This is a genomic window from Nocardioides zeae (genome assembly GCF_030818655.1).
GTDB lineage: Bacteria > Actinomycetota > Actinomycetes > Propionibacteriales > Nocardioidaceae > Nocardioides > Nocardioides zeae_A.
Genome location: NZ_JAUTAN010000001.1, coordinates 601,834 through 625,631 on the forward strand (window position 1 = coordinate 601,834; position 23,798 = coordinate 625,631).

The window sequence follows — 23,798 nt, forward strand, 5'->3', positions numbered from 1 at the left end:
TCGCGTCGCTGGCGGCTCACGCTACCTGTGACGCCTGTCACTCCGGAAGGGTCAGGGGCGCAGCTGGCGCACCACGCCGCCGAGGAACGGGGGGTCGTCGGGGTCGTCGCCCCCCGCCGTACCGAGGAAGCCGAGCACCGGCTCGTGCAGGTGGCCGTTCGAGGCGATCGCGTTGCCGCTCCACGGTCCGTCCGCGCCGTCGAGGCCCGTGAAGGAGCCGCCGGCCTCGCGCACGATGACGTCGAGCGCCGCCATGTCGTAGACCTCGAGCTCCGGCTCGGCCGCGACGTCGACGGCGCCCTCGGCGACGAGCATGTAGGACCAGAAGTCGCCGTACGCCCGCGTGCGCCACACCCGCCGCGTCAGGGCGAGGAAGTCGTCGAGCCGGCCACGCTCGTCCCAGCCCGAGAGCGAGCTGTAGGAGAGCGACGCATCGCCCAGGTCCCGCACCGCCGACGTCGCACACCGGGTCGCCTTGAGCAGGGAGCGGCCCGTCCAGGCGCCCTGGCCCTTGGCCGCCCACCAGCGGCGCTGCAGCGCCGGGGCGGAGACCACGCCGGCGACGATCTCGCCGTCGACCTCGAGCCCGATGAGGGTGGCCCAGACGGGCACACCGCGGACGAAGTTCTTCGTGCCGTCGATGGGGTCGATGATCCAGCGGCGACCGCCGGTGCCCTGGCCGGGCGTGACGCCCTCCTCCTCGCCGAGGATCGCGTCGCGCGAGCGCACCCGACCGAGCTTGGCGCGGATCGTCGACTCGACCGCCTGGTCGGCGTCGGTCACGGGCGTGAGGTCGGGCTTGCTCATGACGTGCAGGTCGACCGCCTTGAAGCGGTCGAGGCTGATGGAGTCCGCGTCGTCGGCCAGGAGGTGCGCGAGCCGCAGGTCGTCGGTGTGGTCGGCACCGTCAGCGATGGCCATGGCGCTCAGGCTAGGGCATCGCACCGTCGCCCGGTCACGACACCGGTCTCCGAGACCTAGTCCCAGACCTCCGCGCTCTCGCGGGCGGCGAGCACGCGGCGGAACGAGGTCACGCGGTCCACGTCGGCCTCCCCGGCGGCGATGGCCGCGTCGAGCCCGCACTCCGGCTCGCCGGCGCCGTGGGTGCAGCCGCGGGGGCAGTCCTCGGTCATCTCGTCGAGGTCGGGGAACGCCTCGATGAGGTGCTCCGGACGCACGTGCGCCAGCCCGAACGAGCGGATGCCGGGGGTGTCGACGATCCAGCCGGGACGGCCCTCGTGCTCGGGCAGCGCCAGCATGATGGCCGACGTCGAGGTGTGGCGCCCGCGTCCCGTGACGTCGTTGACGCGACCGACCTCGCGGTCGGCACCCGGCACGAGCCGGTTGACGAGGGTCGACTTGCCGACGCCGCTGTGGCCGATCAGCACGCTGGTGCGCCCGGCGAGCCGGTCGCGGATCTCGTCGATGTCGGCGCCCTTGCGCGTGACGACCCACGGCACGCCGAGGGAGCGGTACGTCGCGAGCAGCGTCTCCGGGTCGGCGAGGTCCGCCTTCGTGAGGACGAGCAGCGGGGCCATGCCGGCGTCGTACGCCGCGACGAGCGCCCGGTCGAGCAGTCCCGGACGTGGCTCGGGATTGGCCAGGGCGGTGACGATGACGAGCTGGTCGGCGTTGGCGACGATGACGCGCTCGACGGGGTCGTCGTCGTCGGCCGTGCGCCGCAGCACGGTCGCGCGCTCGCGCACCTCGACGATGCGCGCCAGCGACCCCTCGTCGCCCGTCGTGTCGCCGACGAGCCGCACGTGGTCGCCGACCACGACGCCCTTGCGGCCCAGCGGTCGCGCCTTCATGGCCGTGACGAGCTCGTCCTGGTCGTCGACGAGGACGGTGTAGCGCCCCCGGTCGACCCGCACCACGCGCCCGTCCTCGGCGTCGTCGTAGGTGGGGCGGTCCTTCGTGCGGGGGCGGGTGCGCCGGCGGGGTCGCTCGTAGTGCTCGTGGTCGTGCTCGCCGTACCCCCGTGCCGCCACCGGTGCCTCAGCTCGCCGCGGGGCCGCCGGTGACACCCGTCCAGGCGCCGGCGAAGTCGGGGAAGGTCTTGGCGGTGGTCGCCACGTCCTCGACGAGCACGTCAGGGGTGGCGGCGCCGACGACGACGGCGGCGTGGGCCATGCGGTGGTCGGCGTAGGTGTGGAACACGCCTCCGTGCAGGGCGGCGGGCCGCAGCTCGAGCCCGTCGGGCCGTTCGGTGACGTCGGCGCCGAGACCGGCGAGCTCCGTCGCGAGCGCCCGCAGCCGGTCGGTCTCGTGGTGGCGGATGTGGGCCACGCCCCGCAGCACCGAGGGACCGTCCGCCAGGGCGCAGAGGGCGGCGACGACCGGCGTGAGCTCGCCGACGTCGTGGAGGTCGAGGTCGACGCCCTGGAGGCGCTCGGGTCCGGTGACGCGGACGCCGTCGGCGACGCGCTCGACCGTGCACCCCATGGCGGCGAGGATCTCGCGGAGCGCGTCACCGGCCTGGGTGGTGACCTCGGGCCAGTCGCGCACGGTGACGCTGCCGCCGGTCGCCGCCGCCAGCGCCACGAACGGGCCGGCGTTGGACAGGTCGGGCTCGATGAGGTGGTCCACCGGCGCGATCGGGCCGGGGGCGACGCGCCAGCGGTCGGGCACGCTGTCGTCGACCTCGACGCCGTGGGCCCGCAGGACCGTGGTCGTCATCTCGACGTGGGGAAGGGAGGGGATCGGCGCGCCCCGGTGGAGCACCTCGACGCCCTCGTCGTAGGTGGCGCCGGCGAGCAGCAGCGCCGAGACGAACTGGGACGACGACGAGGCGTCGATGGTGACGGAGCCGCCCCGTACCGAACCGGCACCGGCGATGGTGAACGGGAGGGTGCCGCGGCCGTCGTCGCGCACGTCCGCACCCAGCGAGCGGAGGGCGGTGAGCACCTCGCCGATGGGCCGCGTGCGCATGTGGGCGTCACCGTCGAAGGCGACCGCGCCGCGCGCGAGGCCCGCGATCGGCGGGACGAAGCGCATGACGGTGCCGGCGAGGCCGCAGTCCACGACCGCGTCCCGGTCGAAGGTGCCGGGCGTGACCGTCCAGTCCTCGCCGCTGGTGTCGACCGCCGAGCCCAGGGCGCTGAGCGCGGAGGCCATGAGCAGCGTGTCGCGGGAGCGGAGCGCCCGCCGCACGACCGACGGCCCCGTCGCCACGGCGGCCAGCACCAGGGCGCGGTTGGTCAGCGACTTGCTCCCGGGCAGCGTGACGATCACGTCCACCGGCGCCGCCACGTGGGGCGCGGGCCAGAGGTCGGCGGGAGCGGGAGCGGCCGTGGTCGTCACGGACGCAGGGTATCGGTCCTCAGGTCAGCTGCGCCTTGGCCAGCTTGGCCTCCCGCTTGGCGGTGGCCGTCACGTGCTTGGCCTCGCGCTTCGCGTCCTTCGCGGCGCGGCGTGCGCGCCAGGCCAGGCCGGGCTTGCCGTCGGTGTCGACCGCGGCGAGCAGGAGGCCGCCGAGGATCGACAGGTTCTTGAAGAAGTGCACCTTCTGGTTGCCCTTGGCGCCCGCGTCCGACTCCTCCCAGTACGGGTGGCCCGCGACCGTGGTCGGCGCCAGCGTCGCCGCGAGCACGACCGCGGAGACGCGCGGCGCGCGGCCCGTCGCCAGGCCGGCCGCGGCCAGGAGGTGGACGGCGGCGTTGGCGCGCACGAGGGTGGCGGCGTCCGAGGGCAGCGGCACACCGGCGCGCTGCACCGGCGGCACGATCTTGTCGGTCACCTTCGCCGCCCGCGGGGCGATGGCGTCCGCGTTGCGGAACGCATTGATGCCGCCCACGACGAACATGGAGGCGAGCAGCGGACGGGCGATCAGTCGCGTCACGGTCATGCCCCTCTTGATACACGATCACGCCAACGCGGCCCAGCACCCTGGCGCGCGGATCGGCCTAGGCTGACGTCATGTGCGGTCGCTACGCCTCCAGCCGTGAGCCCGACGACCTCGTCGACGAGTTCGACGTGGCCGAGACGGTCCTCGCCGACCGGCTGCCCCCGAGCTGGAACGTCGCGCCCACCGACCCGGTCCACGTGGTCCTCGAGCGGCCGCCGAAGCCCGCGGAGGGCATCGACCACGCCCGCCGCCAGTTGCGGGCGCTCCGCTGGGGCCTCGTGCCGTCGTGGGCGAAGGACGCGAAGGGTGGGGCCCGGCTCATCAACGCCCGTCGCGAGACGGTGGCGGAGAAGCCGTCCTTCCGTCGCGCCTTCGCCGCCCGGCGCTGCCTGGTGCCGGCGGACGGCTACTACGAGTGGTACGTCACCGACCGCACCACCGCGCGGGGCAAGCCGGTCAAGCAGCCCTACTACATCCACCCGGCCGACGGCAGCGTGCTGGCGATGGCCGGGCTCTACGAGATCTGGCGCGACCCCGACCGGGCCGACGACGACCCCGACCGCTTCCTGTGGAGCTGCACGGTCATCACGACCTCGGCCACCGACGACCTGGGCCGCATCCACGACCGCATGCCGCTCACCGTCGCGCGGGACGACTGGGACACGTGGCTCGACCCCACCTCAGGCGCCTCCGACGCCCTCCTCGACCTGCTCGAGCCGGCCGTCCCGGGCCGCCTCACGGCGTACCCCGTCTCCACCCTCGTCTCCAACGTCCGCAACGACGGCCCGGAGCTCGTCCGCCCGATCCCGGTCGAGGACGCATGAGCACGCTCGACGTGCCCGCCGAGGAGGTCGTCGAGGTCCCGACCCCGTACGGCGCGGCCCGCCTCCACCGCAACCCGGTGCCCGCCGGGGTGGCGCCCGTGGCCAGCCTCGTGCTCGGGCACGGTGCGGGCGGAGGTGTGGACACGCACGACATCGCGGCGCTGGCGGCCCGTCTGCCCGCGCAGGGCGTCGGGGTCGTGCGCCTCGAGCAGCCGTGGCGGGTGGCCGGGCGCAAGGTCGCCTCCGCCCCACCGACGCTCGACGTGGCGCTGCGCCTCGCGGTCGCCGCGCTGCCGGAGGCGGACCGCGGCGTACCGCTCGTGGTCGGCGGACGATCGGCCGGGGCGCGGTCGGCGGCCCGGTGCGCCGCCGAGCTGGGCGCGGCGGGGGTCGTGCTGCTCGCCTTCCCGCTGCACCCGCCGGGGAAGCCGGAGCGCTCGCGCCGCGAGGAGCTCGCGGGTGCGCTCGCGGCGGGCGTGCCCGCGCTCGTGGTGCAGGGCGAGAACGACGCGATGGGACGGGCCGACGAGCTCGCCGCCGCGTTCGCCGGCGAGGAGGCGGACCGCCTCGACCTCGTCGTCGTGCCCGGCGCGGACCACGGGTTGAAGGTCCCGAAGCGGGCGCCGCTCACGCTCGACGACGTGCAGGCGCTCGTCGTGGAGTCCGCGCTGGAGTGGATCGTGCGCGAGGCGGTCGGCTGACGCTCGGCCGCACCACGCCGGAATAGCCCTGCGGCGGCGGGGGTTGTGCTCGTCGTACCGAACCCCGGGGCGACCCGGGTCCCCCGCCCCGAGGAGGCAGCGCATGCTGGTGTGCGACGAGCGACCGCTCGCGCGCGGCGGAGTACGCTCGTGGACGATGAGCGACGACACCGCCACCCCCGAGACCGTCGAGCCGACGGACACCGTCGACCGTGCCACCGAGACGGACGACGAGCGAGCGCTGCGCTTCGAGCGCGACGCGCTCCCGTTCCTCGACCAGCTCTACTCCGCGGCGATGCGGATGACGCGCAACCCCGCCGACGCCGAGGACCTGGTGCAGGAGACCTTCGCGAAGGCGTACTCCTCGTTCCACCAGTTCCGGCCGGGCACCAACCTCAAGGCGTGGCTCTACCGGATCCTCACGAACACCTTCATCAACAACTACCGCAAGAAGCAGCGGCAGCCGCAGCAGTCGATGGCGGAGGACGTCGAGGACTGGCAGCTCGCGCGCGCCGAGTCGCACACGTCGTCGGGCCTGAAGTCGGCGGAGCACGAGGCGCTCGAGCACCTCCCCGACAGCGAGGTGAAGGACGCGCTGCAGCGCCTCCCCGAGGAGTTCCGGCTGGCGGTCTACCTGGCCGACGTGGAGGGCTTCCCCTACAAGGAGATCGCCGAGATCATGGACACCCCCATCGGCACCGTGATGTCGCGGCTCCACCGGGGGCGGCGCCAGCTCCGCGACATGCTGGCCGACTACGTGCGCACCCACGACCTCGTCTCGCCCGAGACGGTCGGCGCCGCGATGCAGAAGGGTGGCGCCCGATGAGCACCGACGCCCACTCCCACGGCACCAGCCCGGCGGGCGAGGTGGAGAGCTGCGCCGACTTCCTCGAGCAGATCATCTACTTCCTCGACAACGAGCTCGACGAGACGGACTGCTCCGTCGTGCAGGCCCACCTCGACGAGTGCGGTCCGTGCCTGCGGAAGTACGACCTCGAGCGCACCGTCAAGGCCGTTGTCGCGCGCTCGTGCCGCGAGTCCGCTCCCGACGCCCTGCGGCAGCGGGTGATGCTCCAGATCCGGGCCGTGCAGGTGCGGATCAGCGAATAGCCGCTCCGAGGTCGCTTTGGCGCGGCCCACCCCGATCTGAGAAGATGCCCGCTGGCCTGTGGGAGACCGACCTTCGGGCCGCACCACTCGAGGAGGACCCACCATGGGCAAGACCGGCCGCAAGCGCCGCGCTCGCAAGAAGAAGGGCGCGAACCACGGCAAGCGCCCCAACGCCTGAGCGCCTGTCGCACTCAACGCCACCCCCGTAGCCGCTCGGCTCCGGGGGTGCGTCGCATCTCGGGCCCTCCACGGGGCATTGCGTGTGCAGGCCAAGATGGGCACATGGCTCCTTCCGACGCAGCAGGGACCCCGACCGTCGAGGCACGTCTCCGGTTCGAGGTGACCGACGACGACACTGCGGAGGCGGTGGGCTCCGGCAGCCTCCCGGTCCTCGGCACGCCCCGGCTCCTCGCGTGGCTCGAGGCGGCCACGGTCGCCGCGCTCGAGCCGGGGATGGCGCAGGGGGCGACCAGCGTCGGCACCCGCGTCGAGCTCGAGCACCGCGGGGCCACCCCCGTCGGCGGGGTGGTGGAGGTCCACGCGACCCAGTCCTACCTCGACGGGCGCCTCGTGCGCTTCAGCGTCGCGGCCCGCGAGGTCGTGCCGGCGTCGGGCGACGACACCGACCAGCTCGGCAAGGTGCTCGCCACCGGCGAGATCACGCGGGTCGTCGTCGACGCCGAGAGGTTCATGGCACGCCTCTGAGCACGTCGTCCGAAATCGTCGCCGGAACGTGCAACCGAACCGCCCCCCTCGCGCGTCTCAACCCGACAGCGGTCGGGCGGCGTCACGGGGGTGCGCCACCGCCCGTTCCATCGTGACGGGGGGAGTGGACGGTGCCGCAGGTGCGTCGAGTACGTCGAGGACTGGTGGTGGCGGCGACCCTGGTCGCCCTCCTGCTCGTCGGGTTCTTGGGCGCCTGTAGCCCCGCGGACGACGGCGACCGGCAGGGCGGCGCCGACCGTGCCGACACCGGGGTCCAGCAGGCCGACGAGGTCGTCGCGTCGGGTGCCGTGCCCGAGGGCTGGCGGCGCGTCACGAACGGCCTGTGGACCGTCGCGCTGCCCGGGGAGCCGACGTGCGAGGGCGCCGGCCAGATCGACGCCGGCTTCCTGCAGTGGCCCGAGGGCGAGGGGCCGCCGCCGCTCCCCAGCGGCTTCGTTCCGGTGCTTTGCACCGTGCCCGGAGACGGTGCGACGTACGGGACGACGGGGGTCGCGCTGACCGACCACTGGGAGGTCGTGCACCTGGCCGGCGAGCGCCTGACGGTCGCGGGGCGGGAGCTCGCGGCCGCGCCGGTGCAGTGCCGTCGGGTGACCGGCGGGGTCTACTGCGCCCGACCGCTCGCGGAGGTCGGGTCCCAGCTGCAGGCGCTCGTGCACGCGAGCGCCGTCACGGAGTCGGCCGCCCGCGACCGCGTGGCCGCCGTGGTCGACACCTTCGGTGAGCTGGGAGACGGGCTGGCGCACGTGCCGCTCCCGCCGTCGGTACCCGGGGAGGGTGCCGACGGTGCCTCCGAACGCATCGCCACCGCGCTGCGTGACCTCGGTCTCCGGCCGAGGGTGCAGACGGTGCCCTTCGAGTCCCGCCACGTGCGGCCGGGCGGCACGCTCTGGACCTCCCTTCAGTCCGGCATCGTGCTCGAGCCCGGCTCGCCGGTCGAGGTGTGGATCGCCTCCGAGCCCCGGTCGCCGGGGGACCGAGTCGAGTTCCGGGTGCTGCACGGCCCGGGCCCTACCGCGTCGAGCCGGATCGACCTCGTCGTCGACCCCGTCGTGCGGCTCCGCGTCGGCGAACGGATCCGGATCGCCACCGGCTACATGGCCCAGCTGCTCGGCCCGACCACGCTGGGCACTCTTGACGCGGAGGTACTCACCGGGGTGTTGCGGCCGAGCCCGATCGGGCCGGACGAGCCCGACGTCCGCCTCGCCTGGGTGGCGGAGCGGCCCGGACGGATCGAGGTCCCGCTGACCGTCGTGGTCGACGGGACCACCTACGCGGTCCGCACGCTCACTGTTGTGGTGGGGTCGTGATCTCCTGCCTGACGGCGGAACCCCGACGGTGCGTGCCCGCGTCTCCCGTCCGCAGGAACGGCACGGAACCGAAGGCGTCAGGGGCCGCGCCGCGTGGCCAGGGTGAGGAGCGGAGGGGCAACAGTGCCGCAGGTACGTCGAGGACTGGTCGTCGTCGCGACCCTGGCCGCCGTCGGCGCGGGCGCGCTGGTGGTCGGGACGGTCGGGATGGTCGCCGCGAGCGAGCCGGCGCACCGGCCGATGACGTCGGTCGCCGCTGCGGCTGATGTCGGCGAGCCGGCGCTCGACCGCCGGGTGCCCGAGGGCCATCGGCTCGTCGGGCACGGGCGGCTCGGGCTCGCGGTGCCGGAGGAGTGGCCGACGGATGCGATCGAGTGCAATGGAGAACCCGTGGCGGACACGGTGGTGAACCCGATGTACGTCTTCTGCGCGATGGCCACGCCTGCAGCTCCCGACGTGACAGCGGTGGAGCTGGGTCGGGCGTGGGGGTCGGGTCCATCTGCGGACGAGGCGGGTGTCGCTGCGTCGCCGCCGGTCTCACTCAGCCGAGAGCCGACGGTGTGCGACGACGCTCTGGGTGGAGCGGTGGTGTGTCGGGCCGTCGTCACCGACGGCGCCGGTTCGGCACTCACCGTCCGGTCCACGATCGCAGATCGCGCCGGTGCGGTGGCCGCCGTCGCTGCCCTGGCTGACGCTGTCTTCTTGCTGGAGGCCGACGAGGTCGTCGTTCCGTCCGAGTTCGGCCCGGGCGCCTTCGCCGACTTCTCGTCGGATGCCTACCGCGAGCGCCTCGAGGCCGCGGGTCTCGAGGTCGACGTCGTCGAGGTGAGGCGCCTGCCCGCCGCCGCCGGCCGCTTCGTCGCCGTCGATCCGGCCGTCAGCACGATCCTGCCGCGCGGGGCGACCGTGCGGCTCGAGGTCGCCGAGCAGTAGCCCTGCCCGGCTGGGCCAGAAAAGGGTCACGAACGACGGGCCAGCGGGCGCCCGGCCGGTCGTCCGTGCCCCTTACGAGCGGCAGGCGGCGCTGGTCGACCCCGACCGCGCCCCGCAACTGTGCCGATGGGGCCGGTCGGATCGACCCGGACCCGCCCCATCCGCACATTTCCAGGCCCCGTCGGCGCTCGGCGGAGCCGGGCCCCGGCTCCCCGCCCGCCCCGGCCCCCGAAGGCCCCTACAACCCCCGCGCGAACACCCACAGGTCGACGCCCGGGTACGGCGCCCAGTCCCGCTCCGGAACGCGCTCGAACCCCACCGACCGGTACAGCGCGTGCCCTCCGGTCTGCTCCGGCAGGGACGAGAGCGCCGTCCCGGTGAACCCGGCCGCCCGCGACCGCTCCAGGCACGTCGTGACCAGCGCCCGGCCGACGCCCCGGCCCTGGGCGTCGGGGGCGACGGCCAGCATGCGGAACTCGCCCTCGTGCGCGCGACCGACCTCGCGCCACGGCGAACCGGTGGGGCAGTACGTCACCGCGCCCAGCGGCGTACCCCCGTCGTCGACGGCGACCCACACCTCCGCCTCGACGTCGCGGCGGGCGACGTCGAGGAGGCGGGCGACGTAGGGGTCCTCGGGTCCGTCGAGGAAGGGCTCGTAGGCGGCGACGGTCAGTGCGCCGACGGCCTCCGCGTCCTCGGGGCGGAGGCGTCGGACCAGCACGGGGTCAGATCCCGAACGTGGCGCGGGGGTACGCCGCGTCGACGTCCGTGATGATGTTGACGAGGTAGGGCACGCCCGCAGCGAAGGCCCGGTCGAGCGCGGGGCCGATCTGCCGCGGGTCGGTCACGACCTCGCCCGCGCCCCCGAGGGCCTTGACGACCTCGTGGTAGGCCGTGCGGGGGGCCAGGTCGGCGGCCACGTCGTAGCCGTAGAGCATCTGCATCGGGCCCTTCTCCAGGCCCCACGCCGAGTTGTTGCCCATGACCATGACGACGGGCAGGTCGTGGCGCACGAGGGTGTCGACGTCCATCAGTGAGAAGCCCGCGGCACCGTCACCGAGCAGGAGCACCACCTGCGCCGACGGGCGGGCGATGCGTGCGGCGATGGCGGCGCCGAGGCCGGCGCCGAGGCAGCCGTACGGTCCGGGGTCGAGCCAGCCGCCCGGGCGCTTGGGCTCGACGTACTTGCCGGCGAACGACACGAAGTCGCCACCGTCGCCGATGACGACGGCGTCGTCGGCGAGGCGCGGCACGAGCTCGCCGTAGATGCGGGCCGGGTGGACGGGGTCCGCCTCGGCCGCGAGGAGCTGCGCGTCGCGCTCCGCCGCGGCGCCGACCTTCGCCTGCAGGTCGCTCACCCACGCCGCGTGGTCGGGCTTGCGGGGCTGGGCCTGGAGCGCGGCGAGGACGCCGTCGAGGGCGAGGGTGAGGTCGCCGTACGCCGAGGCGGCGAGCTCCGCGTGCCCCGAGACCTGGGCGGCGGAGTCGGCGACGTGGACGACGCGGGCGGGGGTGGCGCCGTCCTTGCCGCCGAACACGCCGTACCCGAGCCGGAAGTCCAGGGGCGTGCCCACGACGACGACCAGGTCGGCGCCCCCGAAAGCAGCGCTCCGGGCCTTGGTGACGAGCAGCGGGTGGCCGCCGGGGACGACGCCCCGACCCATGCCGTTGGTGATGGCGGGCAGGCCGGCCTCCTCGACGAGGCGGAGGGCCGCCTCCTCGGCCCCGTCGGCCCACACGTCCGTGCCGAGCACGAGCACCGGACGGCTCGCCTCCGCGAGCAGGCGGCCGATCGTGCGGAGCGCGTCGGGGTCGGGCTGCTCGGGGGCGGGCCGCGCGCCCGTCGGGAGCGGGCCCGACGCCGAGTTGAAGAACTCGTCCATCGGCACGTCGACGAAGACCGGGCCGCGGTGGGACGCCCCCGCGGTGGCGAACGCGGCGTCCATGCCGCCCAGCACGTCGGAGGCGAGGTGGAGCGTGCGCGCGTCCTTCGCCACCGGAGCGACGATCGGCGGGTGGTCGAGCTCCTGCAGGCTGCCGGAGCCCCAGCGGTTGGCCGGGGCGCGGCCGCCGACGACGACCATGGGGGAACCGGCGAAGGTCGCCTGCGCGATCGCGCTGATGCCGTTGGTCACGCCGGGACCGGCGGTGAGCACGGCGAGGCCGGGTCGCCGCGTCAGCTTGCCCGTCGCCTCTGCGGCGAACGCCGCCGTCTGCTCGTGGCGCACGTCGACGAGCCGCATCGGCGGGTCCGCCTTCACGGCGCCGTCGTACATCGGGAACACGTGGGCGCCGGACAGCGTGAACATGGTCTCGACGCCGTGCGCGCGAGCCGCCGCGACCGCGAGCGTGCCCGCGTGCCCCTCGATCTCGGAACCGGTCGGGGACGTGGAGCCGACGGCGGAGGCGTCGGACGTGGGGTCGGTCGTCGTCATGTGACCCACGTTACTCACCGGTCACCTCGAGGGGGAGACCCCGCGCCGCGCGAGCTCTCCCCGGGGGTGGGGTCAGGCGCGGGTGCGGAGCCCCGGGTTGGTCTGCCGCAGCGCGTCGACGAGCACCAGCAGCAGGTCGGAGCGCACCTGGGGCGGCTGCGGCGCCAGCGCGAGCTGCAGGTGCAGGGCGCGGAGGAAGGCCTCCGGGTTGCCGGTGACCAGGTAGGGGTCCTGCCGCTCGCTCGGGTACGCCGTGGCGCGGGCAGCGATGCGCCGCACCCACGGCTCGACGACGGTGAGCGGCAGCACGTTGCGGCGCAGCACCCGCATCGTCGCCTCCGCGATGCGGTCCGGCTCTCCGGAGACCAGGAGGCGGGTGCCCTCGGCGAGCACGCGGTCGGCGAGCACGTCCAGCAGGACCGTCAGCTCGGGGGCGGCGAGGTGGGGCGACTCGGCGAGCGTGCCGATCGCATCGGCGCCGTGCGCGACGGCGTGGGCCCAGCCCTTGCCCTCCACGAAGCCGCGGTCGTCGCGCTCGCGGAGGTACCACGACACGAGCCGGTCGCCCCAGTCGAGCACCTGCGTGCTCCGCACGAGGGCGCGGCGGTTGTCGCGGGCCACGCACTCGCCCAGCAGGAGCGCGGAGAAGCTGCGGCGGAAGACCGAGTCGGTCCCGACCTCGCCGAGGCCCACCAGGAGGCCGGTCGCGATGCCGTCGCCGAGGCCCGCCAGCAGCTCGTCGTAGACCCCGCGGTCGATCCAGGTCGCGAGCATCGGGTACGCCGTGTGGTCCCGCTCGGCGGGGTCGCTCGACCCCAGCATCCGCGTGAGCTCCGCCGTCAGGTCACCGAGCGGGCGGTCGGTCGGAACCCCGAGGCCGGAGTCGATCACCTGCCTCCAGTACGAGCCGACCATGGGGCCCATCCTGCCAGCCGCGGACGGTCGGACGTTCGGGTGGTCGGCCCCTGCGCGACCTTCCGGACGGCCCTCCGCGAAGACCCAGGTCAGCCCGGCCTAGGCTGGTGCCGTGGCGTGGATGAGCGACCTGGTGCGGGACCACACCGACCTCGACGGCGACGATCTCGTCTGGCTCCAGCTGCTGATGGCGGACTGGCAGATCGTCGCCGACCTGTCGTTCGCGGACCTCGTCATGTGGCTGCCGGACCGCGACGGACGCGGGTTCTGGGCCGTCGCCCAGATGCGGCCGACGACGGGGCCCACCGCCCTCGTGGACGACGTCGTCGGCGACTTCGTCGAGGCCGGGCAGCGTCCGCTGCTCGACGGGGCGCTGCGCCACCGCAAGCTCCTCCGCGAGGGCGACCCGGAGTGGCGCGACGACGTGCCGGTCCGCGTCGAGAGCATCCCGGTGCAGCGCGGTGGGCGGGTCATCGGCGTCATCGCCCGCAGCACCAACCTCCTCGGGGTGCGCACCCCCTCCCGTCTCGAGCTCTCCTACCTCGAGACGGCCTCGGACCTCACCCGGATGATCGCCGGTGGGCAGTTCCCGGTCGCGGGCCAGCGGAGCGCCAACGCCGACTCGCCGCGGGTGGGCGACGGCTTCGTCCGGGTCGAGGCCGACGGTCGGGTGCGCTACGCCAGCCCCAACGCCCTCTCGGTGTTCCGGCGGCTCGGTCACCGCGGCGACCTCGTCGGCGTGAACCTGGCCGACCTGACCCGCGCCCTCGTGCCCCCGCGGCGGCGGCCCGACGAGGAGACGCTGTCGGCCGTGCTGGGCGGCCGCGCCCACCGCGACGCCGAGGTCGCGACGGACGCGGTCGCAATCATCCTGCGCACGATCCCGCTGCGTCCCTACGGCGACCACGTCGGCGCGCTGATCCTGCTCCGCGACGTCACCGACCTGCGCCGCCGCGACCGCGAGCTGGTCACCAAGGACGCCACCATCCGGGAGATCCACCACCGGGTGAAGAACAACCTGCAGACCGTCGCGGCGCTGCTCCGGCTGCAGGCGCGGCGGATCGACGAGCCCGCGGCGCGGGCGGCGCTCGGGGAGGCCGTGCGCCGTGTCGGGTCGATCGCGATCGTGCACGAGACGCTGAGCCAGGTCGTCGAGGAGAACGTCGACTTCGACCAGGTCGCGGAGCGGCTGCTGCGGATGGTCATCGACGTCAGCGCGGCGGGGGAGCGGATCACGGTGCGGGCCACGGGTGCCTTCGGCACCATCCCGTCGGAGGTCGCGACCCCCTTGGCGATGGTCGTCACCGAGCTCCTGCAGAACGCGGTCGAGCACGGCTTCGGGGCGCTGGACGACCCCGAGGCGTCGGGGAGCGGTCGTCGCGGACGCGCGGCGGGTGGACGGCCGGCTGCGGGTCGTCGTCGAGGACGACGGCCGCGGGCTTCCGGAGGGGTTCGACCTCGACGGGGGCAGCGGTCTCGGGCTCACCATCGTGCGGACGCTCGTCGAGTCCGAGCTCGGGGGCCGGCTGGAGCACGGTCGCCGTGAGGACGGACCGGGCTCGCGCTTCGTCGTCGACGTCCCGGTGGACCAGTGAGCCCCCCGGTGTCGCCCCGGGAGGGGGCACGACGCCGGAGGGCTCGGGAGTGCGGTGGGTCAGGCGGTGCGGACGCGCGCGCGGGCCGTGCGGCGCTTGAGGGCGCGACGCTCGTCCTCGCTGAGACCGCCCCAGACCCCGTGGTCCTGGCCGGCCTCGAGGGCCCACGCGAGGCACTGCTCACGCACGTCGCAGCGGCGGCAGACCTGCTTGGCCTCCTCGATCTGGAGGATGGCCGGGCCGGTGTTGCCGATCGGGAAGAAGAGCTCGGGGTCCTCGTCGAGACAGGCCGAGCGGTGACGCCAATCCATGATCGGGCGGTCCTTTGCAATCGGAAGTGATGAGCGGGCCCGTGGGTCTGCTCGGAGCTGGAGACGCAGTCGGGCAGCGCGCCGACCGGCGCCCGAACACGTATGACCTCAACACTGACAAGAAGTGGACTGCCGCACAAGCCCTTTCGGGGGTCTGGTGTGTCACAGGTGTGACATCGGTGTGACTTCTCCGTGTCCGGGCCGGGGCCGTAGCCTGGCGCCGTGACGTCCCCCGACACCGTCGACCCGACCGCCGCGCCCTCGCCCGGCCCCGTTCCCGCCGCGCTCCGCGTGGGCATCGCGGTCGTCGGCCTGCAGGCGCTCGTGGTGGTCGGCTACGCGCTCACCGAGCTGGTGTACGGCGCGGTCGAGCGCTCCGGCACCGCGGTAGCGGTCGCGGTGTTCCTCGGGGCGTACGGCGTGGGCATCGGGTGGGCCGGCTGGCTCGTGCTGCAGTGCCGCTCGTCCGCGCGGTCGCCCCTCGTGCTGGCGCAGCTGCTCCACCTCGGGCTGGCGTGGAACATGCGGGACGAGCCGACGACCCTCGCCGCCGTCGCGCTGGCCGGCTCGGCCGTGCTCGCCCTGGTCGCGCTCTTCTGGCGCAGCAGCCACCGGTGGCTGCTCGACGGGGACCCCGACGCCGCGGGGCCGAGCCAGCGGGTCTGACCCGGCGGGGTCCGACCGGATCCGGACGCCGGTCAGTCCTCGGCCTGCAGGTTGGTGCGCAGCTGGTCGAGGGTGCGGGCCAGCAGGCGCGACACGTGCATCTGCGAGACACCGATCTCGGCGGCGATCTGCGACTGCGTCATGTTCTTGAAGAAGCGCAGCAGCAGGATCTTCTTCTCGCGCGCCGGCAGCTGGTCGAGCAACGGCTTGAGCGACTCCCGGATCTCGACGTGCTCGAGGCCCTCGTCGTCCACGCCGATGGTGTCGAGCATCGTCATCGTGGAGTCGTCGCTGTTGTCGGTCGCGTCGAGCGAGAGCGTCGAGTAGGCGTTGCTGGACTCGATGCCCTCGACGATCTCCTCGCTGCTGCAGCCGATCGCCTCGGCCAGCTCGCTGACGGTGGGGGAGCGACCGAGCCGCTGGGTGAGCTCCGCGGTCGTGGCGCTGATCTGCATCCGCAGCTCCTGCAACCGGCGGGGCACGCGGATGGCCCAGCCCTTGTCGCGGAAGTAGCGCTTGATCTCGCCGATGATGGTCGGCGTCGCGTAGGTCGAGAACTCGACGCCACGCTCGGTGTCGAAGCGGTCGATCGACTTGAGCAGGCCGATGGTGCCGACCTGCACGAGGTCCTCGAACGGCTCGCCGCGGTTGCGGAACCGGCGGGCGCAGTGCTCGACGAGCGGCAGGTGCAGGTGCACGAGGTTGTCGCGCGCCTCCTGGCGGGTGGCCTCGCCCGACAGCTCGTGCCGCAGGTCGACGAAGAGCGCCGCGCTGCGTGCCCGGGTCTGCTCGATGCCGATGGCCCGTGCGTCCGGCTCGGGCCCGGTGACGGGCTCCGGGGCGGCGCCGCCGTCGGCCTCGGTCATCGAGGCGACGACCTCGGCGACGAGCGCCGCGTCCTCGGCGGACGGCTCCTGCGGGGCGTCCGGGCCGGGTTCGGTCTCGCTGGGCTGGTCCGGCTGACCGGGAGGGGTGGGAGGCATCTCAGAGGTCGGTGCCGGAGACGATCGTGAGGCGCACCGTGAACGAGTCCGCCGTGGTGACCTCCTCGGCCGAGGTGGCGATCGTGGTGAGGACCTGCCAGGCGAAGCTCTCGTAGTTGGGCTCGGGAGCGGTCGACGTGGTGACGCTGACCTCGACGGTCAGCGCACGGTCACCGAGGTGGAACGCGCAGCGCAGGTCGCTCTCCGGGTCGGCCTCGGGGAGCACGAGGGCGGTGGCCTCGCCGACCGCCATCCGCAGGTCCTCGATGTCGTCGATCGTGAAGTCGAGGCGCGCGGCCAGGCCGGCCGCCGTGGTGCGCAGCACCGACACGAACGCTCCGTCGGCCGGCAGCCGCAGCTCGACGTCCGCACGGCCCGTGGGGAAGGTGGGCGCCGCACCGGGCACGGTCATGAGGAGCGTCCTTCCGAAGGGCGACGGGTCGCGGCCGACTCTAGGACATCGCGCCCGCCGCCGACGGGGCAGCCCGCCGCGCGCGCCCCCACCTCTGCGGACGTCATGCGGAGCGGTGGCCCCGACCGCCGGGACGCATGACGTCCCAGGAGGACCCGGCCCCCTCCCTCGCGGACGTCATGCGGAGCGCGGGCCGGGGCCACCGTTCCGCATGACGTCCCGGGAGGGCAGGGGGCTGGGGTCAGACGACCTGGTTCGGCACCCAGGTGCGCACCCAGCGCGTGTTGGCGTCGGCCCGCAGCTTGTCGAGCGTGTCCTCGGGCGTCGTGGAGTCGACGTCGGTGACGACGTACCCCAGCTCCCCGGCGGTCGCCAGCGCCTGCGCGGTGATGTTGCCGGTCGTCGCGAGCGTCTGGTTGAGCCGGGCGAGCACGCCCGGGGCGTTCTCGTGCAGCAGGCCGACCCGGGTGCCGACGGTCAGCGGCGCCGGCTGGACCCCGGGCAGGTTCACCGACAGCGCCGTGCTGCCCTGGCGCACGAAGCCGGTGAGCTTGCCCGCGACGAAGCGGCCGATCTCCTCCTGCGCCTCCAGGGTCGAGGCGCCCACGTGGGGCGTGAGGATGACGTTGTCGAGGCCCCGGAGCACCGACTCGAACGTGTCCCCCTGCGCCTTCGGCTCGATCGGGAAGACGTCGATGGCCGCGCCCGCGATGTGACCGGACAGGATGTTGTCGCGCAGCGCGTGGTCGTCGACGACCATGCCGCGCGAGGCGTTGATGAACAGCGCCCGGGGCTTCATCGCCGAGAACTGCTCGGCCCCGAAGAGACCGGCGTTGCCGGGCCGACCGTCGACGTGGAGGCTCACGACGTCGGCGAGCGCCAGGAGCTCGTCCATCGAGCGCATGCGGCGCGCGTTGCCGTGCGCGGGGCGGTCGGCGATGTCGTAGAACACGACCCGCATGCCGAGCGCCTCGGCGACGTTCGACAGCTGGGTGCCGATGTTGCCGTAGCCGATGATGCCGAGCGTGCGCCCCCGCACCTCGTGGCTGCCCTTGGCGGACTTGTCCCAGATGCCGTTGTGGAGGCGTTCCGTCTTCTCCGTCAGCCGCCGGGCCAGCGCGAGGATCTCGGCGATGACGAGCTCGACGACGCTGCGGGAGTTGGAGTACGGCGCGTTGAAGACCGGCAGGCCGCGCTCGGCCGCGGCGGTCAGCGCAACCTGGTTGGTGCCGATGCAGAAGCAGCCGACGGCCTGCAGGTGCGGCACCGCGTCGAGGACGCGCTCGGTGACCCGGGTGTTGGACCGGATCCCGAGCAGCTCCACGCCGTCGAGCGCGGCGATCAGGTCGTCCTCGTCGAGCGAGCCCGGCCGACGGAGCACCTCGATCCCGGCATCGTCGAAAACCTCCTGCGAGGAGGTGTGGATGTCTTCGAGCAGCAGCGCCTTCATCAGTCTTCCGTCGTCGGGGTCAGGGGGGTGGACGCAGCCCTGACGGGCGACGTCCGAGCACCGAATCTAATGTCTGCGCCCGTGGATCTGTTCCGCGGGCCGAGGGGTGGTCAACCGAGGTCGCGTCGCAGGGTGGTGAGCCGCCCCACGAGGGCGAGACCCGCGGCGTACGCCAGCAGCACGAGGCCCGCGGCCCACCGGGGCAGGAGCTCGCCCTCGCCCATCTCCGCGAAGAAGGCGGAGCCGATGAGACCGTCGGCCGCAGCACCGGGCAGGAACATCGCCACCCGGTCGAGGCCGTCGATCGCGCCGAGCGCCACCCGCGCGACGGGCTCGACGAACTGGGTGAAGACGAGGATGACGACGATCGCCGCGACCTGCTGGGTGAGCACGGCGCCGAAGCCGGTGCCGATGACGGTCCAGAGCACGGTCACGACGACCGTCAGCGCGATCACGCGCCAGACCTCCCCGCTGCCGAGGTGGGCGCCGTCGCCCCGCCAGGCCAGCACCGGGGCGGCCGCGCCGACGATGCCGGCAGCGCCGGCCACGCCGTAGACGAGTCCCAGCGGCACGCTGACCGCCAGCTTCGCCACGAGCACGACCGTGCGGCGCGGCTCGACCAGCAACGTCTGGGTGATGGTGCCGTGGCGGAACTCGCTCGTCACGAGCAGGCTGCCGGCGAGGAGCGGGAACGCGTAGCCGACGGCGTTGACGAGCCCGTAGACGGTCGTCGCCGCCGCCTCGCCCTCGACGGGAGCGAGCGCGCCCGTCGCGTCGCCCGCCGCGACGGTGAGGGCGAACGCCATGACGGCCCCGATGAAGGCGAGGTAGCCGCACATCGCCAGCGCCAGCACCCACCACATCCGGGTGCTCGTCAGCTTGGTGAGCTCCGAGCGGATCGCGGCGACCATCAGCGGCCTCCCACCGGAGACGCGGTCGGTGACGTCAGGCGGAGGAAGACGTCCTCCAGGTCGACGTCCCGCGGCTCGAGCCGGTGCAGCGGCACGCCGGCCGCGAAGGCGGCGTCCCCGACGAGCGCGGCCGCGACGTCCTGCACCAGCAGCCCGGACCCCTGCGGCTCCACCCGCCACCCGTGCTGCGCGGCGAGCCGCCCGAGGGCGGCGTCGTCGGGGGAGGAGACGTACGTCGCGACCGCGGCCCGGTCGGCCAGGGCGGCCAGCGAGGACGCGTGCACGAGGCGGCCCCGGGCCACGACGACGACGTCGTCCACGGTGTGCTGCACCTCCCGCAGCGCGTGGCTCGAGACGAGGACGGTGCGGCCCTCGGCTGCGAACCGGCGGAGCAGGTGGCGCAGCCACACGATGCCCTGGGGGTCGAGACCGTTGGCCGGCTCGTCGAGGACGAGGACGGGCGGGTCGCCGAGGAGGGCGGTCGCCAGCCCGAGGCGTTGCCGCATGCCCATCGAGTAGCCGCCGACCCGCCGGTGCTCGGCACCCTCGAGGCCCACGAGCGCGATCAGCTCCCGGCAGCGCGCGAGACCGACGCCGCTGGGCGCCGCGAACGAGCGCAGGTGGTCGATGCCGCTGCGGCCCGGGTGGAAGCCCGGTTCCAGGGAGCTGCCCACCACCGTGGCGGGCAGCCGGTGGTCGCGGTAGCTGCGGCCACCGATGAGGGCCCGTCCCGCCGTGGGCGTGGCGAGCCCGAGCAGCATCCGGATCGTGGTGGTCTTCCCGGCACCGTTGGGGCCGAGGAAGCCGGTGACCGCTCCGGGCCGCACGGTGAAGGTGAGGCCGTCGACGGCGGGCAGGCCGCCGTAGACCTTGGTCAGGCCCTCGACCTCGATGGTCGGTGCCGACAGGGTGGTGCTGGCGGTGCGGGTGGTGCGGGTGGTCGACGTCATCGTCGGTGGCTCCTTCCCCCGGGTGGTGTGCCGGGGTCCACCCTCGCAGGCCCTCAGGCCAGGTCGAAGACCAGGCGGTCGAGCGCCTGGCGCACCCACGCGCCGTACTGCTCCGGCGTCCAGCCGTGGCGCTCGACGTAGCGGTGGTAGACCTCCGCGGACGCCAGGACGCTCCACGTGCACGCCCGGTCCGCCGCCGGTACGTCGCCGGTGAGCAGCCCCCGCTCGGCCGCCCAGGTCACTCCCGCGGCGCACGCGTCGTCGTCGCGGGCGGAGATGGTCTCGAACAGGGCGGCCGCCTCGGGGTCGAGGCTCGAGGCGTCCCGCAGCGCGAACCAGAGCCGGACGGACTGCGCGTGGTGGTCGGCCAGCCACGCGACGTACGTCGTCAGCGCCTCCTCCGTCGGGAGGGCCATGATCCGCTGGATGGTGGGCTCGTCGGTGATCGGTCGCACGTCCGCCTGGTCGCTGATGGTGCGCTGGTAGGCCTCGACGAGCAGGTGTGCCTTCGAGCCGGAGAGGTTCACGCGCGGCACGGAGACCCCGGCCGCCTCCGCGATCGCGGCGAGCGTCGTGGCCTGGTAGCCGAGCGTCGCGAACAGCTCGCGTGCACTGGCGATGATGCGGCCGTGGGTCGCCTCGAGGGCGGCGGCGCGGAGCGGCGACACGTAGCGCCGGCGCGGGCGTTCGGGTTCGTTCACCGCGGGACCTCGGATCGGCTGGTGCGGGGCGGCACAGCTGTGCCGCAGGGGCACGCTACTCCTGCGGTACCCACTCCGGGCGGGCTTCACCACGCTCGAGCCGCTGGTCACCCGTGCGTCCGGGCCGCCGGGGAGCGCTGCCGCCGGCGGCGCAGCAGCCCGGGCAGCACCCCCACGGCCAGCACGACGAGGACGACGAGCGCCAACGCCACGGTCGGGTCGGGCACGAGCCAGTTGCCGAGCACGCCGATGGCGGCGTACGCCACCGACCACAGGGCGGCGGCCGCGACGTCGGCGGAGGCGAACCGCGCGGTCGGGTACCCGCCCAGGGCGGCGACCAGCAGCACCGGGATGCGGCCCCCGGGGACGAGGCGGGACAGCAGCAACGAGCGCACCTCGTTGCGCTCGAGACGGGTGCGCAGGCGGCGGAGCGCTCCGTCCGGGTCCTCGGCGTGCAACCAGCCGACCCGCTGGGCCAGCGGAGTGCCGGCCCGTCGGAGGACGACGTAGGTGACGAGGTCTCCGGTGTAGGCGCCCGCGGCGCCGACCGCGACGACGAGCACGATCTCCCAGGGTCGCTCCACGGCCGCGAGCACGGCCGCCGCGCTCACCAGGGCCCCGGTGGGCACGACGGGCACCACCGCCCCGAGGCTGACGAGCGCGTAGAGGCCGAGCAGGCCGCCGATCCCCAGGTCGGTCATCGCTCGACCCGTTCGCCGGGAGCCGGCACGACGACCTCGGCCCCGAGCCCCGCCTCCCGGGCCGCGGCGCGGAAGCGGGCGGGCGGGTCCACGAACAGCTCGCGGTGGCTGCGCGGGTGCAGCCGGCGCAGGCCCACGGGCCAGAAGGTCCCGTAGTGCACGGGGACGACGATCCCCGCTCCCACGGCAGCGACGGCTGCCGCTGCCTGGGCGGGGTCGAGGTGGTGCTCGCCGAGGCTCGGTCCCCAGCCGCCGATGGGCACGAGGGCCAGGTCGACCGGGGCCACGGCCGCGAGGCCGGGCTGCGGCCCGGTGTCGCCGGGGTACCAGCACGACCGTCCGTCGTGCTCGAAGCGGAAGCCCAGCGCCGGGGCCGCGTGGCCGCCGGGCAGGCGCCCCCGGCGCACGTCGCGGTGGCCGTCGTGCTCGGCGCGCAGCACCTCGACGCGCACACCCGCCACGTCGAGCGAGTCGCCGGGGAGGGCCTCGATGCAGGACAGCCGCCGCAGCGCGGGCACCGCTCGCGGCGCGCCGCGGGGCACGACGACGGGGACGTGCGCACCGAAGCGTCGCAGCGACGGTACGTGCAGGTGGTCGTGGTGGAGGTGGGAGACGAGCACGAGGTCGGCGACGGCAGCGGCCGGCGGCGGGGTGGGGGACGCACGGCGCAGGTGGAGCAGGCGCCGGCCCAGCAGGGGGTCGGTCGCCACGCGGGCTCCACCCAGCTCGACGGTCGTGCTCGCGTGGCCCCACCACGTGACGGCGAGGTGGGTCATGCGACGGGTTCCGCGGCGGGCACCGGGTCGGCGGCGCGGAGCCCGTGCTGCACGAGCCGGTCCACGAGGAGGTGGTGCACGTCGATGCCGCGCAGCAGCCGGTCGGGCACGGCCCAACCGTCGGGGTGGACGAGGAGCGCCTCGGTCTGCCACCCGCCGAGGCCGCCGTGCGAGCCCACCAGCTCCTCGAACGCCGTCACCTCGCCGAGCACGGGGTCGTAGGCGCCCAGCACCACGACGTCGCCGACGTGGTCGCAGCGGTCGAGGTGGCGCAGGTCGTCGGCGGCGAGGGACCCGTACGGCGCGAGCGGGTCCTCGCCGTCACCGTCGACCACCTCGTGGGGGCCGAGGGCGCGCCAGCCGGTCGCACCCTCGACGACGAGGACGCCGTCCGTGCGGCGGGTCAGGACGAGCCCGACGCCGTCGAGGGACCGGAGGCCCGGGAGCAGGGTCGGCAGCAGGCGCTCGACGTCCTCGCGGGCGAGCCGGCCGGGGTGCTCGGGCAGGTAGAGGTGGGCGAGGCTGCCGGACGCGGCGACCCGGACGCTGGTCCGGGCGGCCGCGGGGAGGCCGGTCGCGGTGTCGCCCGCGATGGCCGCCGGGTCGACGTGCTCGGACCGGTCGGCCACGATCCGGCTCAGGGTCGGGCGCAGCAGCCCGGGCGCGCGGGTGCCCGTGGAGTGGAGCAGGTGGGCGGGTCCGACGGTCTCGGCCGACCCGGCGGCGCCGTCGACGGCGCCGGACGTGAGGTCGCTGACCGCCTCGGCGAGGGTGCGGCCCGTGCGCTGCAGGAAGGTGGTGCCCTGCGTCTGGCCGTGGTCGGAGACGACGACGAGCTCGTAGTCACGCCCCACCTCGCGGCCGAGGTCGTGGAGGAAGCGCAGCACGCGGTCGAGGCCCTCGAGGGTGCGCATCGCCTCGGGGCGGGTCGGCCCCGCGTGGTGGGCGAGCTCGTCGTAGTCGAGCAGGTCGACGTAGACGACCGGCGCGCCGCGCGCCATCTGGTCGGCGACGACGGCGACGCTGAGGTCCTTGAGCAGCACGGTGGTGAGGCCGCGCAGCACGACGAAGGAGCCCCCGCGGTGGACCCGGGGGAGCACGCCGCGGCGCCGTTGGCGTCGACCCTGGAACCACTCGGCCAGCATCTGGCCGACGAACAGCACGAACGAGCGCACGAACCCCGACCGGGTGACGGCGAACTCCGCGGCCCCGCGCTCGGAGCCGGGCGGGCGGGCGCGGGCCATCGTGAGGGCCGGGAGGGCGGCGTCTCCGGAGAAGAGGTTGCCGACGCTGGCGCCGTCGTCCGCGAGCAGACCGCGGCCCGTGCTGCGCCGTCTGCGCCTCGGCCGCGTCCGCGGGGCGGCTGCAGACCAGCATCCGTCCCTGCTCCTTGTCGAACCACCGGAACGCCGGGATGGCCGTGTCGACGCCGTGGAGCAGCACGGCCTGGCCGGCGGGTGTCGTGGAGGGCGCGCCGGTGTGCCAGCTCCGCAGGCGGTGGCTGCCCGACCGCAGCAGGCTGCTGAGGAAGGGGATCGCCCCCG

Annotated in this window: 27 protein-coding genes and 1 pseudogene; 11 read left to right on the plus strand and 17 right to left on the minus strand. The window is 74.5% G+C overall.

Going from position 1 to position 23,798, the window contains the following annotated elements:
- Positions 1–51 precede the first annotated feature (51 nt).
- The 4 genes from QE405_RS02800 to QE405_RS02815 are packed head-to-tail and all read right to left on the minus strand — an operon-like array spanning position 52 to position 3,847.
- Positions 52–921, minus strand: coding sequence for an inositol monophosphatase family protein (locus tag QE405_RS02800; protein ID WP_307198698.1), 870 nt, complete (start codon positions 919–921; stop codon positions 52–54).
- A gap of 56 nt (positions 922–977) precedes the next feature.
- Positions 978–1,991: a ribosome small subunit-dependent GTPase A gene (gene rsgA, locus QE405_RS02805; protein WP_307198699.1), complete on the minus strand. Its 1,014-nt coding sequence runs from the start codon at positions 1,989–1,991 to the stop codon at positions 978–980.
- A 7-nt stretch (positions 1,992–1,998) separates the two neighbouring features.
- Positions 1,999–3,303, minus strand: a complete 1,305-nt coding sequence (gene aroA / locus QE405_RS02810) for a 3-phosphoshikimate 1-carboxyvinyltransferase (RefSeq protein ID WP_307198700.1) — start codon at positions 3,301–3,303, stop codon at positions 1,999–2,001.
- A 19-nt stretch (positions 3,304–3,322) separates the two neighbouring features.
- Entirely contained in the window at positions 3,323–3,847 is a 525-nt protein-coding gene (locus tag QE405_RS02815) for a DoxX family protein (RefSeq protein ID WP_163769983.1), read from the minus strand.
- Positions 3,848–3,918: 71 nt separating this feature from the next.
- On the opposite strand from QE405_RS02815, the gene QE405_RS02820 reads away from it, so the two are divergent.
- From QE405_RS02820 to QE405_RS02850, 8 genes are all read left to right on the plus strand, one after another.
- On the plus strand, positions 3,919–4,671 hold the full coding sequence (locus tag QE405_RS02820; protein WP_307198701.1) for an SOS response-associated peptidase: 753 nt from the start codon (positions 3,919–3,921) through the stop codon (positions 4,669–4,671).
- The gene (locus tag QE405_RS02825) at positions 4,668–5,372 is read left to right on the plus strand and encodes an alpha/beta hydrolase family protein (RefSeq protein WP_307198702.1); all 705 of its coding nucleotides are present in this window, start codon (positions 4,668–4,670) and stop codon (positions 5,370–5,372) included. The genes QE405_RS02820 and QE405_RS02825 overlap by 4 nt, the downstream gene beginning before the upstream one ends.
- Before the next feature lie 157 nt (positions 5,373–5,529).
- Positions 5,530–6,198 (plus strand): sigma-70 family RNA polymerase sigma factor, encoded by a 669-nt coding sequence (locus tag QE405_RS02830; protein WP_307198703.1) that lies wholly within the window; start codon positions 5,530–5,532, stop codon positions 6,196–6,198.
- Complete coding sequence (gene rsrA / locus QE405_RS02835) at positions 6,195–6,482, plus strand: mycothiol system anti-sigma-R factor (protein WP_307198704.1); 288 nt, start codon at positions 6,195–6,197, stop codon at positions 6,480–6,482. Before QE405_RS02830 ends, rsrA begins: the two co-directional genes overlap by 4 nt.
- A 103-nt stretch (positions 6,483–6,585) precedes the next feature.
- On the plus strand, positions 6,586–6,660 hold the full coding sequence (locus tag QE405_RS20875) for a 50S ribosomal protein bL37 (protein WP_369759046.1): 75 nt from the start codon (positions 6,586–6,588) through the stop codon (positions 6,658–6,660).
- Between the two features lie 104 nt (positions 6,661–6,764).
- Positions 6,765–7,187, plus strand: a complete 423-nt coding sequence (locus QE405_RS02840) for a thioesterase family protein (RefSeq protein ID WP_307198705.1) — start codon at positions 6,765–6,767, stop codon at positions 7,185–7,187.
- A gap of 167 nt (positions 7,188–7,354) precedes the next feature.
- Positions 7,355–8,515: a hypothetical protein gene (locus tag QE405_RS02845; protein ID WP_307198706.1), complete on the plus strand. Its 1,161-nt coding sequence runs from the start codon at positions 7,355–7,357 to the stop codon at positions 8,513–8,515.
- A gap of 123 nt (positions 8,516–8,638) precedes the next feature.
- Positions 8,639–9,448, plus strand: a complete 810-nt coding sequence (locus QE405_RS02850) for a PASTA domain-containing protein (RefSeq protein ID WP_307198707.1) — start codon at positions 8,639–8,641, stop codon at positions 9,446–9,448.
- Positions 9,449–9,686: 238 nt separating this feature from the next.
- Here QE405_RS02850 and QE405_RS02855 read toward each other — a convergent pair whose 3' ends face one another.
- From QE405_RS02855 to QE405_RS02865, 3 genes are all read right to left on the minus strand, one after another.
- The gene (locus QE405_RS02855; protein ID WP_307198708.1) at positions 9,687–10,169 is read right to left on the minus strand and encodes a GNAT family N-acetyltransferase; all 483 of its coding nucleotides are present in this window, start codon (positions 10,167–10,169) and stop codon (positions 9,687–9,689) included.
- 4 nt (positions 10,170–10,173) lie between these two features.
- Positions 10,174–11,883, minus strand: coding sequence for an acetolactate synthase (locus QE405_RS02860; protein ID WP_307198709.1), 1,710 nt, complete (start codon positions 11,881–11,883; stop codon positions 10,174–10,176).
- 72 nt (positions 11,884–11,955) lie between these two features.
- A complete protein-coding gene (locus tag QE405_RS02865; RefSeq protein ID WP_307198710.1) occupies positions 11,956–12,798 on the minus strand; it encodes a DUF2785 domain-containing protein in 843 nt (280 codons plus the stop codon).
- 121 nt (positions 12,799–12,919) lie between these two features.
- Between QE405_RS02865 and QE405_RS02870 the strand changes: the two are divergent.
- Together QE405_RS02870 and QE405_RS02875 are read left to right on the plus strand one after the other, a co-directional pair.
- Positions 12,920–13,948 (plus strand): annotated as a pseudogene (locus tag QE405_RS02870) (histidine kinase N-terminal domain-containing protein); the annotation flags it as partial.
- A gap of 244 nt (positions 13,949–14,192) precedes the next feature.
- On the plus strand, positions 14,193–14,393 hold the full coding sequence (locus QE405_RS02875) for an ATP-binding protein (RefSeq protein WP_307198711.1): 201 nt from the start codon (positions 14,193–14,195) through the stop codon (positions 14,391–14,393).
- Between the two features lie 59 nt (positions 14,394–14,452).
- On the opposite strand, the gene QE405_RS02880 is transcribed toward QE405_RS02875, so the two are convergent.
- Complete coding sequence (locus QE405_RS02880; RefSeq protein ID WP_163770002.1) at positions 14,453–14,704, minus strand: WhiB family transcriptional regulator; 252 nt, start codon at positions 14,702–14,704, stop codon at positions 14,453–14,455.
- A 222-nt stretch (positions 14,705–14,926) separates the two neighbouring features.
- Here QE405_RS02880 and QE405_RS02885 point away from each other — a divergent pair, with 222 nt between their 5' ends.
- Positions 14,927–15,370 carry a hypothetical protein gene (locus QE405_RS02885; RefSeq protein ID WP_307198712.1) on the plus strand — a complete coding sequence of 148 codons (444 nt, stop codon included), beginning with the start codon at positions 14,927–14,929 and terminating at the stop codon, positions 15,368–15,370.
- 32 nt (positions 15,371–15,402) lie between these two features.
- On the opposite strand, the gene QE405_RS02890 is transcribed toward QE405_RS02885, so the two are convergent.
- From QE405_RS02890 to QE405_RS02930, 9 genes are all read right to left on the minus strand, one after another.
- Positions 15,403–16,353, minus strand: coding sequence for an RNA polymerase sigma factor SigF (locus tag QE405_RS02890; RefSeq protein ID WP_307198713.1), 951 nt, complete (start codon positions 16,351–16,353; stop codon positions 15,403–15,405).
- Between the two features lies 1 nt (position 16,354).
- Positions 16,355–16,765, minus strand: a complete 411-nt coding sequence (locus QE405_RS02895) for an anti-sigma factor (protein WP_307198714.1) — start codon at positions 16,763–16,765, stop codon at positions 16,355–16,357.
- Positions 16,766–17,006: 241 nt separating this feature from the next.
- Complete coding sequence (serA, locus tag QE405_RS02900; RefSeq protein ID WP_307198715.1) at positions 17,007–18,215, minus strand: phosphoglycerate dehydrogenase; 1,209 nt, start codon at positions 18,213–18,215, stop codon at positions 17,007–17,009.
- Positions 18,216–18,325: 110 nt separating this feature from the next.
- Positions 18,326–19,126, minus strand: coding sequence for an ABC transporter permease (locus tag QE405_RS02905; RefSeq protein ID WP_307198716.1), 801 nt, complete (start codon positions 19,124–19,126; stop codon positions 18,326–18,328).
- Positions 19,126–20,076, minus strand: a complete 951-nt coding sequence (locus QE405_RS02910) for an ABC transporter ATP-binding protein (protein ID WP_307198717.1) — start codon at positions 20,074–20,076, stop codon at positions 19,126–19,128. Before QE405_RS02910 ends, QE405_RS02905 begins: the two co-directional genes overlap by 1 nt.
- A gap of 53 nt (positions 20,077–20,129) precedes the next feature.
- Positions 20,130–20,777: a TetR/AcrR family transcriptional regulator gene (locus QE405_RS02915; protein WP_307198718.1), complete on the minus strand. Its 648-nt coding sequence runs from the start codon at positions 20,775–20,777 to the stop codon at positions 20,130–20,132.
- Between the two features lie 107 nt (positions 20,778–20,884).
- Positions 20,885–21,478, minus strand: coding sequence for a DedA family protein (locus QE405_RS02920; RefSeq protein WP_307198719.1), 594 nt, complete (start codon positions 21,476–21,478; stop codon positions 20,885–20,887).
- A complete protein-coding gene (locus tag QE405_RS02925; RefSeq protein ID WP_307198720.1) occupies positions 21,475–22,254 on the minus strand; it encodes an MBL fold metallo-hydrolase in 780 nt (259 codons plus the stop codon). The genes QE405_RS02920 and QE405_RS02925 overlap by 4 nt, the downstream gene beginning before the upstream one ends.
- The gene (locus tag QE405_RS02930) at positions 22,251–23,498 is read right to left on the minus strand and encodes an alkaline phosphatase family protein (RefSeq protein ID WP_307198721.1); all 1,248 of its coding nucleotides are present in this window, start codon (positions 23,496–23,498) and stop codon (positions 22,251–22,253) included. Before QE405_RS02930 ends, QE405_RS02925 begins: the two co-directional genes overlap by 4 nt.
- Positions 23,499–23,798: the final 300 nt, after the last annotated feature.

Coding starts and splice junctions, on each gene's coding strand:
- QE405_RS02800 (WP_307198698.1), bottom strand. CDS start 921: ATGGCCATCGCTGACGGTGCCGACCACACCGACGACCTGCGGCTCGCG.
- QE405_RS02815 (WP_163769983.1), bottom strand. CDS start 3,847: ATGACCGTGACGCGACTGATCGCCCGTCCGCTGCTCGCCTCCATGTTC.
- QE405_RS02820 (WP_307198701.1), top strand. CDS start 3,919: ATGTGCGGTCGCTACGCCTCCAGCCGTGAGCCCGACGACCTCGTCGAC.
- QE405_RS02825 (WP_307198702.1), top strand. CDS start 4,668: ATGAGCACGCTCGACGTGCCCGCCGAGGAGGTCGTCGAGGTCCCGACC.
- QE405_RS02830 (WP_307198703.1), top strand. CDS start 5,530: ATGAGCGACGACACCGCCACCCCCGAGACCGTCGAGCCGACGGACACC.
- rsrA (WP_307198704.1), top strand. CDS start 6,195: ATGAGCACCGACGCCCACTCCCACGGCACCAGCCCGGCGGGCGAGGTG.
- QE405_RS02840 (WP_307198705.1), top strand. CDS start 6,765: ATGGCTCCTTCCGACGCAGCAGGGACCCCGACCGTCGAGGCACGTCTC.
- QE405_RS02860 (WP_307198709.1), bottom strand. CDS start 11,883: ATGACGACGACCGACCCCACGTCCGACGCCTCCGCCGTCGGCTCCACG.
- QE405_RS02865 (WP_307198710.1), bottom strand. CDS start 12,798: ATGGTCGGCTCGTACTGGAGGCAGGTGATCGACTCCGGCCTCGGGGTT.
- QE405_RS02880 (WP_163770002.1), bottom strand. CDS start 14,704: ATGGATTGGCGTCACCGCTCGGCCTGTCTCGACGAGGACCCCGAGCTC.
- QE405_RS02890 (WP_307198713.1), bottom strand. CDS start 16,353: ATGCCTCCCACCCCTCCCGGTCAGCCGGACCAGCCCAGCGAGACCGAA.
- QE405_RS02895 (WP_307198714.1), bottom strand. CDS start 16,765: ATGACCGTGCCCGGTGCGGCGCCCACCTTCCCCACGGGCCGTGCGGAC.
- serA (WP_307198715.1), bottom strand. CDS start 18,215: ATGAAGGCGCTGCTGCTCGAAGACATCCACACCTCCTCGCAGGAGGTT.
- QE405_RS02905 (WP_307198716.1), bottom strand. CDS start 19,126: ATGGTCGCCGCGATCCGCTCGGAGCTCACCAAGCTGACGAGCACCCGG.
- QE405_RS02910 (WP_307198717.1), bottom strand. CDS start 20,076: ATGACGTCGACCACCCGCACCACCCGCACCGCCAGCACCACCCTGTCG.
- QE405_RS02920 (WP_307198719.1), bottom strand. CDS start 21,478: ATGACCGACCTGGGGATCGGCGGCCTGCTCGGCCTCTACGCGCTCGTC.
- QE405_RS02925 (WP_307198720.1), bottom strand. CDS start 22,254: ATGACCCACCTCGCCGTCACGTGGTGGGGCCACGCGAGCACGACCGTC.
- QE405_RS02930 (WP_307198721.1), bottom strand. CDS start 23,498: ATGGCCCGCGCCCGCCCGCCCGGCTCCGAGCGCGGGGCCGCGGAGTTC.